Annotated in this window: 16 protein-coding genes; 1 reads left to right on the top strand and 15 read right to left on the bottom strand. The window is 59.9% G+C overall.

The genetic code is table 11. From position 1 onward, the window contains the following. Positions 1-373 precede the first annotated feature (373 nt). From GMET_RS12440 to GMET_RS12505, 14 genes are all read right to left on the bottom strand, one after another. On the bottom strand, positions 374-751 hold the full coding sequence (locus GMET_RS12440) for a cupin domain-containing protein (protein ID WP_187148449.1): 378 nt from the start codon (positions 749-751) through the stop codon (positions 374-376). 18 nt (positions 752-769) lie between these two features. Continuing rightward, positions 770-1,612 carry a dTDP-4-dehydrorhamnose reductase gene (gene rfbD, locus GMET_RS12445; RefSeq protein WP_004512427.1) on the bottom strand — a complete coding sequence of 281 codons (843 nt, stop codon included), beginning with the start codon at positions 1,610-1,612 and terminating at the stop codon, positions 770-772. Continuing rightward, positions 1,609-2,685, bottom strand: a complete 1,077-nt coding sequence (gene rfbB, locus GMET_RS12450) for a dTDP-glucose 4,6-dehydratase (RefSeq protein WP_004512426.1) — start codon at positions 2,683-2,685, stop codon at positions 1,609-1,611. The genes rfbD and rfbB overlap by 4 nt, the downstream gene beginning before the upstream one ends. Positions 2,686-2,733: 48 nt before the next feature. Continuing rightward, complete coding sequence (locus tag GMET_RS12455) at positions 2,734-4,827, bottom strand: LPS-assembly protein LptD (RefSeq protein ID WP_004512425.1); 2,094 nt, start codon at positions 4,825-4,827, stop codon at positions 2,734-2,736. Positions 4,828-4,840: 13 nt separating this feature from the next. After that, a complete protein-coding gene (locus GMET_RS12460; RefSeq protein ID WP_004512424.1) occupies positions 4,841-6,115 on the bottom strand; it encodes a bifunctional folylpolyglutamate synthase/dihydrofolate synthase in 1,275 nt (424 codons plus the stop codon). 118 nt (positions 6,116-6,233) lie between these two features. Beyond that, positions 6,234-7,076, bottom strand: a complete 843-nt coding sequence (gene accD / locus GMET_RS12465; protein ID WP_004512423.1) for an acetyl-CoA carboxylase, carboxyltransferase subunit beta — start codon at positions 7,074-7,076, stop codon at positions 6,234-6,236. A gap of 84 nt (positions 7,077-7,160) precedes the next feature. Next, positions 7,161-7,970, bottom strand: a complete 810-nt coding sequence (gene trpA, locus GMET_RS12470) for a tryptophan synthase subunit alpha (protein WP_004512422.1) — start codon at positions 7,968-7,970, stop codon at positions 7,161-7,163. A gap of 41 nt (positions 7,971-8,011) precedes the next feature. After that, positions 8,012-10,213 (bottom strand): methyl-accepting chemotaxis protein, encoded by a 2,202-nt coding sequence (locus tag GMET_RS12475; protein ID WP_011366059.1) that lies wholly within the window; start codon positions 10,211-10,213, stop codon positions 8,012-8,014. Positions 10,214-10,326: 113 nt separating this feature from the next. Then, positions 10,327-12,231: an ABC-F family ATP-binding cassette domain-containing protein gene (locus tag GMET_RS12480; protein WP_004512420.1), complete on the bottom strand. Its 1,905-nt coding sequence runs from the start codon at positions 12,229-12,231 to the stop codon at positions 10,327-10,329. Then, on the bottom strand, positions 12,228-12,731 hold the full coding sequence (locus tag GMET_RS12485) for an LEA type 2 family protein (protein WP_004512419.1): 504 nt from the start codon (positions 12,729-12,731) through the stop codon (positions 12,228-12,230). The genes GMET_RS12480 and GMET_RS12485 overlap by 4 nt, the downstream gene beginning before the upstream one ends. Before the next feature lie 142 nt (positions 12,732-12,873). Further along, positions 12,874-13,521, bottom strand: a complete 648-nt coding sequence (locus GMET_RS12490) for a transglycosylase SLT domain-containing protein (protein ID WP_011366060.1) — start codon at positions 13,519-13,521, stop codon at positions 12,874-12,876. A 384-nt stretch (positions 13,522-13,905) separates the two neighbouring features. Next, positions 13,906-15,096 carry a tryptophan synthase subunit beta gene (gene trpB / locus GMET_RS12495; protein ID WP_004512417.1) on the bottom strand — a complete coding sequence of 397 codons (1,191 nt, stop codon included), beginning with the start codon at positions 15,094-15,096 and terminating at the stop codon, positions 13,906-13,908. A 132-nt stretch (positions 15,097-15,228) separates the two neighbouring features. Then, on the bottom strand, positions 15,229-15,714 hold the full coding sequence (locus GMET_RS12500; RefSeq protein ID WP_004512416.1) for a VOC family protein: 486 nt from the start codon (positions 15,712-15,714) through the stop codon (positions 15,229-15,231). 173 nt (positions 15,715-15,887) lie between these two features. Then, the gene (locus GMET_RS12505; RefSeq protein ID WP_004512415.1) at positions 15,888-16,154 is read right to left on the bottom strand and encodes a hypothetical protein; all 267 of its coding nucleotides are present in this window, start codon (positions 16,152-16,154) and stop codon (positions 15,888-15,890) included. 198 nt (positions 16,155-16,352) lie between these two features. On the opposite strand from GMET_RS12505, the gene GMET_RS12510 reads away from it, so the two are divergent. Then, on the top strand, positions 16,353-17,606 hold the full coding sequence (locus tag GMET_RS12510; RefSeq protein ID WP_004514804.1) for an ISL3-like element ISGme6 family transposase: 1,254 nt from the start codon (positions 16,353-16,355) through the stop codon (positions 17,604-17,606). Here the strand turns inward: GMET_RS12510 and GMET_RS12515 are convergent. Next, positions 17,530-18,288 (bottom strand): class I SAM-dependent methyltransferase, encoded by a 759-nt coding sequence (locus GMET_RS12515; protein WP_011366061.1) that lies wholly within the window; start codon positions 18,286-18,288, stop codon positions 17,530-17,532. The genes GMET_RS12510 and GMET_RS12515 overlap by 77 nt on opposite strands. Between the last annotated feature and the right edge of the window lie 50 nt (positions 18,289-18,338).

The raw sequence follows: 18,338 nt of genomic DNA on the forward strand, positions 1-18,338 counted from the left end.
AGATCATTAGTGAATATCTCTTATATACCTAATAATCCAATCAACAAGTTATTGACACTATCCCTAGCCAAATAGCCGGCAACGTGGGTGAGCCACACACAAAAATATGCAATATCACCAAGTTGTATCTTGTCTGTAAATGTTTGAATGAAAAAAATGCAATAGTCGAGCCCATTCTCGAACAATAAAGGTGAAGATCTCCCCGGCGCGCAGAAGGAGATCAGTAGAAGGAATAAAAAAAGGAGCCGCTCGGCTCCTTTTTCAATACACCTATTTTCCCTTGGGATACATGTCGCTGGGGGGAGCGACGCCCCGTCCTTCAACCGGTCGATACTATGCGGCTACCGTCCTGGCGAGGAGACGCCGTTGTCGCCTAATCAGTTTCTCCGGAGAAAGTCTCCGTTCCCGGCTCACAGCGATTGTAGTCGTCGTCGAAGCGGACAATGTCGTCTTCGCCCAGATACTCGCCGCTCTGTACCTCGATGATGACAAGGGGGATCTTGCCGGGGTTCTCCAGCCGGTGGTTCCGGCCGATGGGAATGAAGGTGGACTCGTTCACGTTGACCACATACTCCTCATCACCGCAGGTCACCCTGGCAGTGCCGGAAACCACGATCCAGTGCTCGCTCCGGTGGTGGTGCATCTGGAGCGACAGCCGCTGCCCCGGATTCACTTCGATCCGCTTGATCTTGTAACTGGTGTTTTCCTCAAGGACCGTGTAGGTCCCCCAGGGGCGTTCTCCTCGTTCCAACACAGGGTCTCCCTCCCGTCAGCTTCTTACTGCCGGCTGACGCCTTTCCAGATAGTTTTTAAGGGCCTCGCGCCAGTCCTCCAACTCAAGCCCCGCATCATGGGTAAGCTTGTCGCAGTCGAGGACCGAATAGAGAGGACGGGGCGCCGGCCGTCCCAGCTCTTCCGTGCTCTGGGGGCGCACCGTCATCCCGACGCCAGCTTCGGCGAAGATCGCCCTGGCGAATTCGTACCAGGAGCAGGTGCCCCGGTTGGCGGCGTGGTAGGTGCCCCGACAGTTGTTCTCGATGAGTTCGGTGATGGCGAGGGAGAGGTCCGCGGTCCAGGTGGGGGAGCCGATCTGGTCATCCACCACGGCGATCTCGGTCCGCTCCCCGGCAAGCCGCAGCATGGTCTCCACGAAGTTCTTTCCCCCATGGCCATAGAGCCACTGGGTCCGGACGATGAGGTGGTCGGGGTTCTCCCGGGCCTTTTTCTCCCCCACGAGCTTCGATTTGCCGTAGACGCTCAGGGGATTGACCCGATCATCCTCAACGTAGGGTGTTCCCTTGGTGCCGTCGAAGACGTAATCAGTGCTCACCTGAACGAGGAGCGCTCCGATTTCCCGGGTCGCGGCTGCCAGGTGCCCCACACCGTCCCCGTTCACGCGCATGGCGAGGTCGACGTTGGTTTCGCACCCGTCGACATCGGTGTAGGCGGCGCAGTTCACCACCACCCGGGGCTTGAGGGTCAGGAGCACTCGACGCACCGACTCAGGCGAGGTGATGTCGATCTCCTCGATGTCCACCCCGCGCACGTCTCCCGGCAGCACCCGCATGAGGTCCTGGCCGAGCATCCCCTTGGCGCCGACGACGAGAATCATGACTCTCCTCCATACTGTTTCTCGTAATAGTCCCGATAGGCCCCCGAGGTGACCTCCTCGACCCAAGCGCCATTGGCCAGGTACCAGTCAACGGTCTCGGCAATCCCCCGCTCGAAGGTGTACGAGGGCTCCCAGCCGAGCTCCCTCTTGATCTTTGCGGCGCTGATGGCATAGCGCCGGTCGTGGCCCAGGCGGTCCTTCACGAAGGTGATGAGCCCCCGGCTCTCCCCCTTTGGCCTGCCGAGCCGCTCATCGAGGAGATCGCAGAGGAGTTGGACGATGTCGATGTTGAACCACTCGTTGTTTCCGCCGACATTAAAGACCTCCCCCGGCTTTCCCCCCTTGAGGACCGTCTCGATGGCCGAGGAATGGTCCTTCACGTGGAGCCAGTCGCGGACGTTCCTGCCGTCGCCATACACCGGAAGGGGCTTGTTCGCCACGATGTTGTGGATCATGAGGGGGATGAGTTTCTCGGGAAACTGGTAGGGGCCGTAGTTGTTGGAGCAGCGGGTGATGAGGGCCGGGAACCCGTAGGTTTCATAGTAGGCCCGCACGATGAGATCGGAACCCGCCTTGCTGGCCGAATAGGGGGAGTTGGGTGCGAGCGGGGTCTCCTCGGTGAAGTAGCCGGTTTCACCAAGGGTGCCGTAGACCTCGTCGGTGGATACGTGGAGAAACCGGAACCGCTCCACACCCTTCGCCTCCCAATGCCGGCGGCTTTCTTCCAGCAGCACCTGGGTGCCGAGGACGTTGGTGCGGACGAAAATTTCCGGGCCAGTGATGGAGCGGTCCACGTGGGACTCGGCGGCGAAGTGGACCACCGCCTCGATCCGCTCCTCGGCCAGGAGTTCACGGACCAGTTCCCCATTGCAGATGTCCCCCCGGACAAAGCGGTAGTCGGGGTTTTTCTCAACCCCCACGAGATTCTTCAGGTTCCCCGCATAGGTGAGGATATCCAGGTTGACCACTCGGCAGCCGGGGTTAGCGGCCATGAAGTGGGTGATGAAGTTGGAGCCGATAAATCCGGCGCCGCCGGTGACGAGAATGGCGCGTGGAACAAACATTTCAGGCATGGAGACCTCTCCTGTCATACGATGTGCTCGGTTGAAAACCCGTCGGGACTAAAACAGCCTGACCGTCCCCAGGGACCCGATCCCCGCGAGGTTGAAGTTCACGAAGAAATCCTTGGTGTCGACGCGGTCCCGGTAGGTGACGCTGACACTCCAGCACTGGTGACGGTATTCAACGGAATAGAACGACTCCAGGAAGTCCTTCTTGTCGAAAGAGTAGCGTGCGGAGTAGCTCAGGAATACCGGCTTCAACAGGGCCACGGAGGCCCTCCCCTCCAGGTAGTCGACCTCATCGCGGGCGAAGCGATATGTCACCCCCACGGCGTTGCCGCTTTCGTCCTTGGCATCGGCGGAAACGGCTGTCGTGGAGATGTTGGCATCATACACATTGAACCGGCTGTCGAGGGAGAGGGATACCTGCTTCAGGGGATTGACCCGGGCCTCCAGCATCACGTCGGTGAAAGGCCGCTTCTTGTCCACGAGCGTCAGGAGATCGCGCCGGTCGCCGCTGAAGTCGTACCCCTGGGAAAGCCGCAGGTAGAGCAGTTCCCGGTACTCGGCGGTATCTCCCGCACCGGCGAACTTGCCGGTCACGTAGTTGGCCAGGGAGTAGACGACGCGGTTTTCGTGAACGAGACGGTCGTTGTAATCGAAAAAGGGGAGCCCCTGCTGCTGCCGGTTCTGCACGAAATTGTACCGTACCTCGGGGATCAGGACGTGGCGGACCTTGGGGACGGCCGCGTACCCTGTCTCGTAGACCCGCGCCAAGGTTGACGAGAGCGCTCCCCCACCCGTGAAGAGCCCCATGCCGTGGTAGCCGTCGGCATCAGGAAGATTATTGGGGTCGTTGGGGGGTACATCGAAGGCATTGTAGAGCCGAAGGCGGTAGCCGGCCCATGCCGTGGCCTCGATGGTATCGAAGGGCTTCGCATAGGCGGTCAGGACCGGGTGGAGGTCGAGCCGCTGCCCCTTGATCCCCTCGCTGCGGTAGAAGTTGGTGAAGCTCGATTCGTGGGAGACAAAGAGCGGCGAGCCGAAGAGCCGTTCCCGGACGCCGAAGAGGCTGATGACCGGGAGTTTCTGGAGGGTTTTACGGTTGTCGAGAATTTCCTCCCGCAGATCCTCCACGTACTTGAATTCTCCGACGAGCACCTGCCGGTGGAACTGTTTGGTCAGGGAAAGGGACGAATCGAGCTGGTTCCGGTTGTAATCCCCGGTCTGTTCGGCGAAATCGCGGTAGAAGTCGCGGTCGGTGACCAAGTTGATGTCCGACTTGATGTTGAAGGTATCGGAAATGATCTCCTGATGCTTCTGGCTCATGTCCCCGCGGAACCGCTGCTGGTTGGAGTCGTAGATGGCATAGCCCCGGAAACTCCCTTCGCTCCCCCGCTTCCGGATGTAGCGGTAGTCGACGCCGAGCCCCTCGCCGCGCTTGCTCTGGATGTCGAGGTTGATGGTGGCATCCTGGCTCGGGCTGATGGCCCAGTAGTAGCCGAGATTAAACGTGAGCCCCTTCTTGCTGGAGTTACCGCCGCGAGGAGTAAGAAAGCCCGACTGCCGCTCCGTCTTTACCGGAAACACGATATAGGGGAAATAGAAGATCGGCACGTCGCTCAGGTAGAAGAGGGCGTGCTTGCCGGTGGCGTATTCGCCAAGGGTAACGTTCACGTCGGAGGCCGAAAACTTCCAACTGGGGCGCTCGGCATCGCAGGTGGTGAAGGTTCCTTTCTCGAGCCGGTAACTGTCGGTGCCCAGCTTGTACATCCGGGCGGCGCGGACATGAAAGTTCCCTTTCTTGATGAAGGCGTCTCCCTGCTCCACCTCTCCCGTCTCATCCTCGTAGTTGATCCGCAGCCGGTCGGCGCGCAGCATGTCACCGTCGCTCTTGAGGGACACGTTTCCCAGGGCCTCGGCTTCATTGCGATCCGGGAAAAGGAGCGCCTTGTCCGACAGGAGCGTCATCCCCCGCCCCCTTATCCGGACACTCCCCGTGGCCTCGATGCGGTCCTGGGCCGCCTCGTGGGTGAGGGTATCCGCCTCCACATGGACCGGACCGCCCGCGTCGCCCTGGGCTAACGCCGCTGCCGGTACCGAAAGAAAAACTGGCGCAAAGAGAAGGAGGTGTCTGTATGAAAAAATTCCCATGGGTAACTGTCACTTATCCTCGGAAAGGTTCGAACCGCTGGGCGAGAAGCGCCGACCGGGCCTCTCCCACCGTAAAGAGGGAGCCGCAGACAAGGATCAGATCATCGACCGCGGCCATGTTGCGGGCCATGGCAAGCCCCTCGGGCACGCGTCCGCCGTCGGTAGCGGAAACGCCCAACCGGCGGCACAGGGCGGCAAGCTCGGCCGAGGACAACCCCCGCTCCACCGCCGGGGTAACCGCCACCACCTCGTCAGTAAGGGGAAGGAGCGGCCCGAGGATTCCGGCGGCATCCTTATCCCCCATGACCCCGACCACCACGATCAGACGCCGGCGCGGCACTCCCGCCAGGGATTCGGCCAGGGCCAAGGCACCTGCCGGATTGTGGGCCCCATCAAAAATGATCCGGGGGGGGCCGGCAAAATATTCCATTCTCCCTGGCCAGCGGGCTTGGGAGATACCGCTGCGCAGCGCTTCATCCGCAAGTGAGTAGCCGACGGTGGTCAGAAGCTCCGCGGCAGCCAGGGCAGTCGCCGCATTCACGGCCTGATAACGCCCGCCGATTCCCAGTGTGAGACCTGACAGCACCCGTCCCATCCCCTGGTAGTCAAGCCCATCCGTTCCCCAAGATGCGCCGAAATCGCTGCCGAAGCGTACCAACGGGCTATTGAGGGCCGTGCTCCGCTCCTTGATGACGTCAAGAACCTCCGCCTGCTGCTCCGCAAGTACCACCGGCCTCCCCGGCCTGATGATGCCGGCCTTCTCCCGGGCGATTGCCGCCAGCGAATCGCCGAGCCACACGCAGTGATCAAGGGCCACGGGAGTGATGACGGAAAGGATTCCGAAAGCGGCGCTGGTGGCGTCGGAGCCTCCCCCCATACCCGCTTCGAGAATGGCGACAGTCACCTGCTCCTCGGCAAAATAACGGAGCGCCATGGCGGTCACGATCTCGAAAAAGGTGGTGCCATCCGGGGCGGCAGCCATGACCAGCCCGGCAATGCGGCAAACCGCATCCTCGGCGATCTCGGTGCCGTCGATGCGAATCCGTTCGGTGAATCGGGTGAGATGGGGAGAAGTGAAGAGGCCGGTCCGATACCCGCCTGTCGTCAGGATGGAGGCCAGGAACGCCGCCGTGGACCCCTTGCCGTTGGTCCCTGCCACGTGAACGACCCGCAGCCGCTCGTGGGGATTGCCGAGCCTCTCCAGAAGCGTGGCGATCCGTTCGAGCCCGGGTTTGATCCCGAAACGCCTCAGGCCGTAGATATGTGTCAGGGTCTCCTCGTAGGTCATGACGGGCGGGATTATACGGGAAGAGAGGGGGAAAATCCACCGCTTTGACCCACGAAAGCAACAGGGGCGGAGAGAACACCTCCGCCCCTGCCGGTCAATCGCTCGCCACCTCTCCGCTTCAGCGGCGGTAGAGCATCGAAAGGATCTGGGCCAGCCTTGCCCGCATATCCTTACGCTCCACGATCAAATCCACCATGCCGTGGTCCAGGAGGTACTCGGCACGCTGGAATCCCTCGGGAAGTTTCTGCCGGATGGTCTGCTCGATGACGCGCGGTCCGGCAAAACCGATCAGGGCCTTGGGCTCGGCCATATTGACATCGCCCAGCATGGAAAAACTTGCCGTTACGCCGCCGGTGGTGGGATCGGTGAGGATCGAAATGTAGGGAAGCCCCAGATCCTTCAGCTTCGCCAGGGCTGCCGAGGTCTTCGCCATCTGCATCAGCGACAGAATGCTTTCCTGCATCCGAGCGCCGCCCGAGGCGGAGATGATGATGACCGGGGTCCGCTTCTCAATCCCCCGCTCGATGGCGCGGGTGATCTTCTCCCCCACCACGCTCCCCATGCTTCCCCCCATGAAGGAGAAGTCGAAGACAGCCAGCTGCACCGGGACAGCGTCAATCGCCCCCTCGCCGCAGACAACGGCGTCACGGGAGCCCCCCTTGGCAACCGCCTGCTGGATGCGGTCCTGATAGCTCTTGGAATCCTTGAAGTTGAGGACGTCCACCGACGTCATGCCGGCGTCGTGCTCCGCAAAACTCCCCGGATCCATGAGCAGATCGATCCGCTGCCGGGCCGAGATCCGGTAGTGGTGGCCGCACTGGGGGCAGACATTGATGTTTTTCTCCAGATCCTTCGTTAGGAGGTTAGCCTTGCAGCTCACGCACTTGGTAAGCAGCCCCTCGGGAACCTTCACCTTCTTGTCTGCCGCGCCCGGCGCCTTGTCGCGTTTGAACCACGCCATATCTTTCACTCCGTCGGGACAAGCAACGCCCCGGATATTTTTAGTAAAAATGAAGTCCTCTGGTACCAGAAATCGACGACAAAGTCAATTGTCGTATCTTCCCCGGTCCACTGCCTGCTTCAGCGATGAGACAAAGGTTGCCAGTGCTCCCTTGAGTTCCTCACCCCGGTGCTTCTCGAAAAGCTTCACAATGGCGCTGCCGACCACCACGCCGTCGGCCGTGGCAGCCACCTCCCCCGCCTGTTCGGGGGTGGCGATACCGAATCCTACTGCCACCGGCACCTTAGAGCACTCCTTGATGATGTTCACGTTGCCGGCCACCGATGCCTCTATGCCGCTGCGGACACCGGTCACGCCGGTTACGGAGACATAGTAGATGAAGCCACGGGCACGGTTGGTCACCGTGCGGATCCGCGTCTCGTCGGACGTGGGAGTGAGGAGGAAAATGACGTCGATCCCGTGCCGGTCGGCGCACGCCTTGAACTCCCCCGCCTCTTCGGGGGGAAGATCCACCAGCAGGACGCCGTCGACCCCTGCCGCGGCCGCATCGGCGGCAAACCGTTCGAGGCCGTAGCTGAAGATCGGGTTGAAGTATCCCATCAGGACGATGGGGACCTGGGTGCGACCCCGGACGGATTTTACTGTAGCTAAAATCCTCGACAGGGTTGTGCCGGCGGCAAGGGCACGCTCGGAGGAGAGTTGGATCGTGGGGCCATCGGCCATGGGGTCGGAAAAGGGTACCCCCAGCTCGATGATGTCGGCGCCGTTCTCCGCCAGGAGCGGTATCAGCTCTTCTGTCGTTGCAAGGTCCGGATCACCGGCCGTGATAAAGGTCACCAAGGCCTTTTTTCCGGTTCGTTTCAACTCGGCAAATGTACCGGTAATTCTACTCATTGTTAAACCTTTCGGAGGTGGTGACAACTACATTGCTGGCCCTAACCCTTGGGCACTGCTCCCTGATTTTCAACCTTGAAGCTGTTCATTTCTCCCTGAAGCACTTCAAGCTGGCGGGAGAGCCGGGAGACCGAGTCCTCCATCATCTTGGCGGCCCCAAGGTTTGTATCCGTTGATTCCTGGATGTTTTCTACGGCGCGGATAATCTGCTCGCTCCCCCGGGTCTGCTCGTCACAGGCCCTCTTGATCTGGCGGATCATGGTGGTGATATTCTCCGTGGAACTGGCAATGAAATTCCCGACTTTTGCCTGCTCCTTGGTGGAGACCCTTACCTGGGAGGTGAGCCCCTTCATCCGCTCGGCAGCCCCCATAATCATGTCGCTCCCCTTGCTCTGCTCACGGGTGGCGCTGGCGATCTGGCCGATCATGTCGGAGACCTGCTCCATGGCCTCCCGGATCATCTGGCTCCCCTTGGCCTGCTCCATGGTGGCCCGGGCGATGCTTTCCACCTGTGCGGTGGTCTCCTGGACCCCGGTAACGATCTTGGCGAGGGCCTCGCCCGACCGCTGTGACAGAATCTCTCCGTCGGCGATGCTCTTCTCGGCCACCTCGATCGCCTCCACGGCCCGGGCGGTTTCGTCCTGAACCCCCTTGATGAGCAGGGAGATTTCCCGGGTGGAACTGGAGGTCCGTTCGGCCAACTCCTTGATCTCGTCGGCCACCACGGCGAACCCCTTGCCGTGCTCCCCTGCCTGGGCGGCGATGATGGCGGCGTTCAACGCCAGGAGGTTGGTCTGCTCGGCCACTTCGTCGATGACCGAGAGGATCGCGCCGATATCGCTGACCCGCTCCGAAAGGGTTTCGATCACCTCGGAGGTAATCCGGGACGAGCGCTTGATCTCGCTGATGCCCGCAATGGTGGCCTCAACCGAAGCCTTGCCCGTTTCGGCGTCACGGCGGACTCCCTCGGAAATGGCCGCGGATTCCATGGCGTTTTTCTCGACCTGCTTGATGGAGCTGTCCATCTCGGCCACCGAAGAAGCAGTGGATGAGGTCGCCTCCATGAGGCTCGCGACACTGCCGCTGATCTGCTTGATGGACGCCACCATCTCCACGACCGAAGAGCTCACCTCCTCAACGGACTGGGCCAGGGCCTCCGCGTTCAAGGCCACCTCTTCGATGCTCGCGGCCATCTCCAGGATGGAGGACGAGGTCTCCGACGACGAGAGCGAAAGACTGTCGACCCCGGAGGAAACTTCCTTGATGGAAGCATTGATCTCGGTCACCGCGGAGGATGTCTGGGACCCCCCCTCGGCCTGAACCTCGGCCGCGGAGAGGACCCGGCGGGAGACCTCGAAGATGTTGGCCGAGATCTGCCCCACCTCCACCAGGGAGCGATTCACCTTCTTAACGAGTTCACCGAGCTTCTCCAGCATGGTATTGAAGTCATCGCCGAGTCGGCCGAGTTCATCTCCCGACGTGATGGGCACCCGGGAGGAGAGATCCCCCTCCGCGCCGCCCTTCACGGCCTTGACCATCTGATCGACGCGGCGAATAATGTTGCGGGTAGCAACAATGCCGAACGAAAAGGCGAGGGCCGCGGCACCGATAATCACGAAAATGAAGGTTATGGTTACGGAGGTTTTGACCCGCGACGTCTCCTTCCCCGCATCCTTCATCATCCCCTTGACCGTTTCGATGAGATCGTCGATATCACGGGCAACGAACTCGCTGGCACCGGAAAGCTCCGAGATGAGGCGGGACTCGGACAGCGTGGACGGAGTCTGTTGGCCGGCAATAACAGCGGTTTTGTAAGCGATGATCTTCTCGGCAACCTTTTCGTATTCGCCCCATGTTTCCGTGAGGGTCTCGGCGTGGGATTCCATGACGCTGTCCTTGGGCGCCGGGTGAATCCCCAGCGCCTCGTCCCCCTTGAGAAGTCCCGTTGAGTAACGGCGGATGAGATCGCGGTTCTTGGTATATGAGTCGAGGTGCTCCTTCATTCCCTTTTCGTCAAGGTGCCCCATCAGTCCCTCAAGGAGGTCCGCCCGGACGGTCCGCTCGGCCGACTGGAGCTGGAGCGCCACCTTCTGCTGATCGTACTGTTCCTGCAGGACGGTCCCGACACGGCTTGAAACCATGTTGATGCTCCGGATGCCGATCAATCCGGTCACCGCCACGATGACGGCCATAATGATGAAGGATCCGATAAGCCGTACGCCGAGTTTCATATCCTTGAGCATAAAGTGCCCCTGCGCATGAAAAATTTAATAATCAACTGGTCTTGATATAACAGCCAAGGTCTGATTTTTCAAGCGAAAAGAGGCTACCGACGCGGTTTCCCGAGCTGCCGGGCCTACGCCTCCGACCGCTTGGTTTCGAGCTCTTCCCAGCGAAGGAGAAGTTCCTCCAGTTTCTCTCCCATATGGGCGAATTCCGTGGAAAGGGCCGCTATCCCCCCCGGCGCCCCAGCATAGGCGGCAGGATCCGCCAGGGCGGCTTCCACCTCCGCCGTCCGGAGCTCCAGGTGGGCGATCTCCGCCTCGACCCGCTCGAGCTCCTGCCTTTCGGCAAAGGTGAGCCCCTTCTTGCGGGGCCGTTCGCGTACCGCAGGAGGTGCCGCAACGGGCCTGCCACTCCCGCCCTTATTCTCTTCTTTCAGATTTTGCGCTCTCAGCTCCCGGTAGAGGGTGTAGTTCCCTTCGTAGAAGACGGTCCTCCCCTCTCCCTCGAAGGAGAGGATGCCCGTTGCCACCTTATCGAGGAAAAAGCGATCGTGGGTCACCATGAGGATACAGCCGGGAAAGCGGGTCAGGGCATCGTCCAGAAGCTGCAGCGTCGGGATGTCGAGGTCGTTGGTGGGCTCGTCCAGGACGAGGAGGTTGGCGTCCGCCAGCATGAGGCGCGCCAGGATGAGGCGGCTCTTCTCGCCGCCGGAGAGGGTGGCGATCCGCCGCATCCGGTCGGACGGCGGAAAGAGGAACTCCTCCAGGTAGCCAATCTTGTGGCGCCGCTCCCCCCCCACCGTCACGTAATCCCCCTCGCCGAGGAAATCATAGAGGGTCAGTGACGGATCGAGGATTTCCCGGTTCTGGTCAAAGTAGGCGATGCGGGTCTTGGCACCGATTACCACCGTCCCGCCATCGGGCGGCTCTTCCCCCATGATCATCCGCATGAGGGTGGTCTTGCCGCAGCCGTTGGGGCCAATGATCCCGACCCGGTCGCCGCGCTTCATGAGGAAGGTGAGGTCGTCCACCAGGAGCTGTCCCCCCAGGGACTTCCGCACCCCCTGGAGCTCCATGATGGTGCCACCCAGACCATCACCGGGGGTGAAGGCGATGGTGGTCTCCCGGGTCGTCTCCACCTGTGCACGGGCCTCAAGGTCGTGGAACCGGTCGATGCGGGCCTTCTGCTTGGTGGTGCGGGCCTTGGGGCCCCGCCGCATCCAGGCGGTCTCGTTCCGGAGGAGATTCAGGAGCCGGTCGTGCCCCCGGGCCTCCCGGGCCAGCCGCTCCTCCCGCTGGATGAGGTAGCTGGAGTAACCGCCGCTGTATGCAGTAATCAGGCCCCGCTCCAGGTCCAGCATCCTCCCCACCACCTGGTCGAGGAAGTAGCGGTCGTGGGTTATGAGGAGCACCGCGCCGGAATAGGCCATAAGGTGCTCCTGAAGCCACTGGACCGTGTCGGCGTCCAGGTGGTTGGTGGGCTCGTCCAGAAGGAGGAGGTCCGGGGCCTGGAGGAGGAGGCGCCCCAGGGCCACCCGCCGCTTCGTCCCGCCGGAGAGCTCGCCGAGACGCCGGTTCCGGTCGGGGATTCCCAGGTGGGTCATGATCTCCGCCACCCGGTGGTCGGTGTTCCAGCCGCCATGGTGTTCTATCCAGGAGGTCAGCTCTCCCTGGCGCTCCAGGAGCCGGTCGTGGTCCGGCGACGGCTCGGCAAGCTGTGCCGTCACCCCCTCGTACTCGGTCATGACCCGCCGGATCTCCACGAGACCTTGCTCAATCTCCTCGCCGATGGTGAGCCCGTCGTCAAGGAGCGGCTCCTGGGAGAGGTAGCCGATGGACGCGCCGCGACGGGTCATGATGGTGCCGCCGTCCCGCTCCTCAAGCCCCGCAAGGATCTGCATGAGGGTCGACTTGCCGCAGCCGTTGACGCCGATGAGGCCGACCTTCTCCTCCTCGCCCACGGCAAAGGTGACACCGTCGAGAACCGTGCGGGAGCCGAAACTCTTGGCGAGCCCGACAACATCGATGACATTCATTGCCGGAAACCTTTCAGCAAGTCGGTGACACCCTTGAGAATACCGGAAGTACGGTAGCGCTCCGGCACGGCAAACACACTCTCCTTGCTCACCGGCACCGTGGTGGTACCGAAGGGGGTTTCCACCTCGAGCCCGGCGTTCAGCCGATAGGGAATCTTATTCTGGTCTGGCTGGCGCTTGAGGATTTCCCACAGATCCCCATAAGCGACCTTGAAGGGAAGCCGCACATCAGTGGCCTTATCGGCGGGGAACTCGATCCGCTCGCGCTTTCCCCCCTTGGTGAGCGGGAGCGCCATGACGTTCAGATCATAGGTGTAGCCGTTCAGGACCAGGGGAAACGAATTGGGGTTGGTGACCGTCAGGAGGAACTCGAGATCCACCCCCTCGACGCCGATCCCGACAACATTCAAATCCCTGACTTTCACTTCCGGCTTATCCAGGAACAGCGAACAGCCGGCGCAGAAAATCATGCACACAACCAGAATCAACAGCTTTTTCATGCAACCCTCCTGACATCTCCGCGATTTGCAGCCCCACCTTACCACATCCGTCCCCTGCCGCGCGAGAAGTACCACGAAAAAGGGCAGACTCCTTGCGAAGTCCGCCCTTCGTGCTGGGTTGTCCTGCTCGCCTGCGGCAGAGCTATGAGACCTTGGCGAACGAGAAGCGCAAATCCACGGCCCGGACGTGGAGGGGAGTGCCGAGTTCCCTCAGGATCTCTCGCTGGTAGCGGCGGCGCTTGATTTCGTAGGCATCGGCTTCGGGACCGACGCCGCAGTAGAGTTTCTTTGCCCTCACCAGATTGCCGCGGGCCATGTCGAGCTTGGTGGCCAACTCCCGAACAGCGGCCTCCGCGCATTTTTCGTCATTGGCCATCTCGTGGGGGTTGAATCCGTGGCTCTCTGCCCGATAGGGCATGAGCTGCCAGACACCAAGGGCACCCTTCGACGAAACCGCCTTCGGGTCGAAGCCGATGGAACCGGTTTCGGCCAAGGCCAGTTCGGCAAGGTCGAGGGGCATGAAATCGGTACCGAGGGTTTTCAGGTAGCAGAGGGATGCGAGCCGGTAGGCCCGGTCGGGGGTGGTGCGTCGCGCAAACACCGTGGCAATGGCCCGTGCCTGTCGTTGACGTTCATCCAACTCGATACCCTGATCCATGAGCCGACGGACTTCCAGGTCAACACCGGATTCGCTGAGGACCACCGTGACGGGGTCCCGGCGCAGAGCGGTCTGGTTGCAGGAAACACCAGTGAGCATCATGACTGCCGATAGAAGGATCATTTTTTTCATAGTTATTTTTTGGGTCGGTTTTTGAGGCTTTGCCGGACGGTCAACGAAACGGAACGGGACAGCGCGACGAACGCGCAGGACCGGCACCGGCCAATAACTCCTTTCCTTGATGTAGAGACGACTGGATTTCCAGGTCTCCCGGCTATGCGACAGAGTCGCCATGGTCCACGAAAATAGCTAACAAACATCCTTAATGAAGCAATCTCAACTCAGAAACAGCAAAAGGACCCAAAGCGGGTCCTTTCCCTGTGTCCGTTCTATTTTACGGACGAGTCGTGTTATACGGTAAAACAGCGTGCAATGTCAAGCTATTTTTTTATATTAGCCTGTATTTTCAACAAGTTACAAAGGCATTTTTCGGCATAGTGTTCATTTTTACAAATACTAAAACTGTACCCCCATGGCGTCGGCCACCGTGTGAATATCCTTGTCCCCCCGGCCGGAGAGGCAGGCGACGATGGTCTGCTCCCTCGGCAGTGTCGGCGCCAGCTTCACCACGTGGGCGATGGCGTGGGACGACTCCAGGGCCGGCATGATCCCCTCCTCCCGGGTCAGGAGCGTGAAGGCCTCCAGGGCCTCATCGTCGGTGACCGACACATACTCGGCCCGCCTGGAATCCTTGAGCCAGGCGTGCTCGGGGCCAACGCCGGGGTAATCAAGGCCGGCGGAAACGGAGTGGGCATTGGCTATCTGGCCGAACTCATCCTGGAGGAGGTAGGTCTTGTTGCCGTGGAGAACGCCGACCGTCCCGGCGCAGAGCGGCGCCGCGTGGGCTCCGGAGGCGATGCCGTGGCCCGCGGCCTCCACCCCCACCATCCGGACCTCCCGGTCATTGAGGAACGGGTAGAAGAGCCCCAGGGCATTGCTGCCGCCGCCGACGCAGGCAACGAGAACATCCGGCAACCTTCCCTCGATCTTCTTGTGCTGGGCCTTGGCCTCCCGGCCGATGACCGACTGGAAGTCGCGGACCATCACCGGATAGGGGTGGGGTCCCGCCACGGTGCCGATCACGTAGAAGGTGTTGTGGATGTAGGTCACCCAGTTCCGCATGGCCTCGTTCATGGCGTCCTTGAGGGTGGCGGTGCCGGCGGTCACCGGCGTAACCTTCGCCCCCAGGAGCTTCATCCGGAAGACGTTCAGGGCCTGGCGCCGGATATCCTCCTCCCCCATGAAGACCTCGCACTCCATGCCGAAGAGGGCCGCAATGGTGGCCGTGGCCACCCCGTGCTGGCCGGCACCGGTCTCGGCAATGACCCGTTTCTTCCCCATCCGCTTGGCCAGAAGCCCCTGGCCGATGGTATTGTTCACCTTGTGGGCACCGGTGTGGTTCAGGTCCTCGCGCTTGAGGTAGATCTTCGCGCCCCCCAGCTTTTGCGTGAGCTTCTCGGCAAAGTAGAGGGGATTGGGGCGCCCCACGTACTGGCGGAGGTAGTAGTCGAACTCCTCCTTGAACTCGCGGTCGTTCTTGTAGTGGTTGTAGGCCTTCTCCAGCTCCAGGAGCGCCGGCATGAGGGTTTCCGGCACGTAACGGCCGCCGAACTGGCCGAAGTGGCCCTGTTTGTCGGGTAATTTCATGGATATCCTCCATCGGTAGTATTAGAAATCAGTCGCACCGGCTGATATCGGGAAACTGCGGGCCATATATTGTCACACATCAGGAGGAGCCACATCAAGAGGCATTAACGGTCACCACGCATTCGCAGGCTCTCAACCGCGGCGCGCCGCCTCAATTGCGGCGATGTCGATCTTTTTCATCTGCATCATCGCATCGAACGCGCGTTTGGCGGTGGCGGTATCGGGATCAGTGACCGCCTTCGTCAGGGCGATCGGCGTAATCTGCCAGGACACTCCCCATTTGTCCTTGCACCAGCCGCACACGCTCTCCTGGCCGCCGTTGCCGACGATCGCGTTCCAGTAGCGATCCGTTTCGGCCTGGTCAACGGTTGCGACCTGAAACGAGAACGCTTCGTTGTGCTTGACCTCAGGTCCGCCGTTGAGCCCGAGGCACGGGATGCCCATCACCGTAAACTCGACGGTCAGCACGTCCCCTTTCTTCCCCGACGGAAAGTCTCCCGGTGCGCGGTACACCGCGCCGACAGACGAATCAGGAAAGGTCTGGGCGTAAAACCACGCCGCGTCCTCGGCGTCGCCATCGTACCAAAGACAAATCGTGTTCTTTGCTGGCTTGTCCATGTCACGCCTCCATCGAGATGAGCCACCCTAGGCCGAAGGCAACGAATGTGTCGCAGCCAGAGGGGCATTGGCTGGCCAACATTTCCGCGTCAACGTACGACAGAATTGTACCATTCCGGCGCGGGTTCGCTGTGCTTCTCATAGGCTGAGAGTACACAATTTACGACGATCCTCTATGGCTTAGTAAGCTCTTCGATAAAAGCAGCCATATTGGTAGCTTCGCTTAAGTCCTTGGTGAGGCTCAGCGCCTCAGCCGATATTTCCTCGCGTAGACTCAGAAACGTGTCGAAGCCCGTAAGGGGGCTAACATCGAAGTCGAAGTGCGCCATGTCCCCAGCTAGCGACCAGAGTTCGTGTACAAATCGGTCGGCTGAAAGATTATCCAGGTTGGTAAGCAAATCACGTCTGTGATCTTCGACCACCGCTTGTGCGTGCAGCATTTGGTTGACCCTTTTTATACGGCTCTTATTGCTTTGAGGCGATAATTGTAACGAGCCCCTTGTCAAGGGTGGCAAGAGTTAAATTGGCCTCGTCCGCAGAATCTGTGGGTAGTTGGCTGAAAAAATAAGGGCATTGCCCCTCCGTGAAGGATAAGATTGTTTTTGCGAGAAACGATCAAGTCCGACACGGGAGAAGCAATGCTTATCAAGACTGTACTGAACAAGTTCGAGCGTTTCAAGTCCTTCATTTACGGAGATTGCCGACTGGCGAAAGTCGGCGGCTCAGAAGCACTGGTCATTGACATCAAGGCTCGTCGCAACAGCAAGCCCGAATGCCCGGAATGTGGCAAGCGAGGCAAGACATACGACACGCAACCGGCCCGACTGTTCGAGTATGTGCCGATCTGGGCGTTCAAGGTCTTCTTTCGCTACGCTCCCCGTCGGGTTCTGTGCCCAATCCATGGGGTAAAGGTTGAATCCCTCCCCTGGGGGTATGGCAAAGAGCAAATGACGATCTCGTACCAGGTCTATCTTGCCCGGTGGGCTCGGCGACTCTCCTGGAAGGAAGTTGCCGAAATCTTTAAGACCAGTTGGGACAGCATCTTTCGGGCGGTGCAGTATGCTGTCGATTACGGCCTGGCAAACAGAAACCTTGATGGCGTTACGGAAATCGGTGTTGATGAAATTGCCGTCTTCAAGGGCCATCAGTATCTTACGATGGTCTATCAGCTCAATGCCGGCGTCAGGCGTCTTCTCTGGTGTGGTCCGCAACGTCGGATAAGAACGCTACTGCGCTTCTTTCGGGAATTCGGCAAAGAACGCAGCGCCAAGCTCAAGTATGTCTGCAGCGACATGTGGGCACCGTATCTCAAGGTTATCGCCAAGCGGGCACCCAATGCCGTGAACATCCTCGACCGCTTCCACATCATGCGGAAGTTTAACGAAGCGATTGACGAGGTTCGGCGCACCGAAGCCAAGGAGTTCAAGGCCGCCAAGCAGGAGAACGTCCTGGAAAAGGGCCGTTGGTTGCTGCTGAAACGGCCGGAAAATCTGTCCGAGAAGCAGACGTCACGATTGGGAGATTTGCTCAAGCTCAACCTCTCATCAATCAAGGCATATCTGCTGCGCGAGGACTTTCAGCAGTTCTGGGACTACCAGCGGTCTGACTTTGCTGGCAAGTTCCTCGACGACTGGGTCATCAGGACAATGCAAACTGACCTGGAACCGATGAAGAAGGTTGCCAGGATGTTACGCAACCACAAACCGATGATTCTCAACTGGTTCAAGGCAAAAGGCCGACTTTCCAGCGGCGCGGTAGAGGGTCTGAACCTCAAAGCAAAACTGACTATCAGAAAAGCGTACGGTTTCCGAACCATCAAGTGCCTGCAAGTGGCGCTATATCACACACTTGGCGACTTGCCAGAACCCCTGTGTCACCACAGATTCTGCTAAAGAGCCTTAAATTGAAACCGACAGCAGCTAGGATTTCCTTAGTCCATGTGAACGGAACCCGGCATTTGCGGTAGAAACTCTTCCTGAGATTCCAGCCACTGTCAATCTTTTCGTAGATTAGGTCATGCACCTTGACGTGCTCTAGCTCGTACTCAAGAAAGCAGGTAAAGATTTTGTCTGCATCGTTTCGGACTGGAATAAACCGATCCAGCCCCTCTAGAGCGGTCGTGAGATCACGGAAGGTCAGGACCAATCGGCCTTTCTCCTCCAAGGCTACAAAGGCTAATCGGCAGAGCTTCTCAACCGCTTCCCGGTTATCAAGGTGGGTTAAAGTGTCTCCCATACAGACGCACAACTCAGCCTTTCCCTGTAGATGTCTTGGAAAGTTCAGCAGATCGTCCTCTACGGTCATTATAGATAGCTCGTCCCGCCGCATGTTCAACTCGACCAACAGCTTAGGGGAAAGGTCGATGGCTGTAACCTGAAAGCCCGCACGGGCCAGCGGTATTGATTGAAAACCTGAGCCGGCGCCGAGGTCTATCGCCCGGCGGTTGCCTTGCGGGGTGATCCCGTGGGCCGCGAAGAATCTTTCGTTTTCCGTTGCCCTCGCCTCAAAGCTGCCAAAGAGCCAGGAGTAATGATCAGCCAAGAGATTTTCGTAATGATCGCGGATGTAAGACATTTGTCCTCTTTCTACATAAAGGTTTTGTGCGGCTGGGACGGGGGCTGGGA

This window comes from Geobacter metallireducens GS-15, from assembly GCF_000012925.1.
Lineage (GTDB): Bacteria > Desulfobacterota > Desulfuromonadia > Geobacterales > Geobacteraceae > Geobacter > Geobacter metallireducens.